Annotated in this window: 1 pseudogene; it reads left to right on the forward strand. The window is 58.8% G+C overall.

Annotated features, from left to right (window positions below):
• Positions 1–195: pseudogene (locus tag ABD126_RS38705) on the forward strand (hypothetical protein); the annotation flags it as partial.
• Between the last annotated feature and the right edge of the window lie 319 nt (positions 196–514).

Genomic DNA, 514 nt, shown 5'->3' on the forward strand with positions numbered 1-514 from the left:
CTGCTCACTGACCACGCCGCCGTATTCCCCTCGAAGGGCGAGATGCGCAAGCTCACCCAGCAGGGAGGCCTGCAGATCAACAAGGAGAAGGCCACCGACCCCTACGCAACTGTCGACGCCCCGATGCTGCTCAACGGCAAGTATCTGCTGGTGCAGCGCGGGAAGAAGAATTACTATCTGATTATAGCCCGCTAAACTGAAGGCGCGCCATAGCGGCGCATCTTTGGCGTCGCGACGGGGGACCTCAGGCTCGGTCATTGACCTCAGTCAACTCCCTCGCCTTCGCCCCGCCGCTCCTAAAATCTGCACCACTCTGGCATCGCCTTCGCCATCCGGATTCAGACAGGCAAAAACGAGGCTTGCCAGATTCGGCGGAAATGCCTAATTTTGCAGAGTCAACCCATAGATGGCGCTGTGGCGCCATCCCACCGAGTGGCCGAATGGTGGAATGGTAGACACGAGGGACTTAAAATCCCTTGGCCATTACGGCTGTGTGGGTTCGAGTCCCACTTCG

Origin of the sequence: Saccharothrix mutabilis subsp. mutabilis, assembly GCF_039521145.1 — a bacterium.
GTDB classification, from domain to species: domain Bacteria; phylum Actinomycetota; class Actinomycetes; order Mycobacteriales; family Pseudonocardiaceae; genus Actinosynnema; species Actinosynnema mutabilis.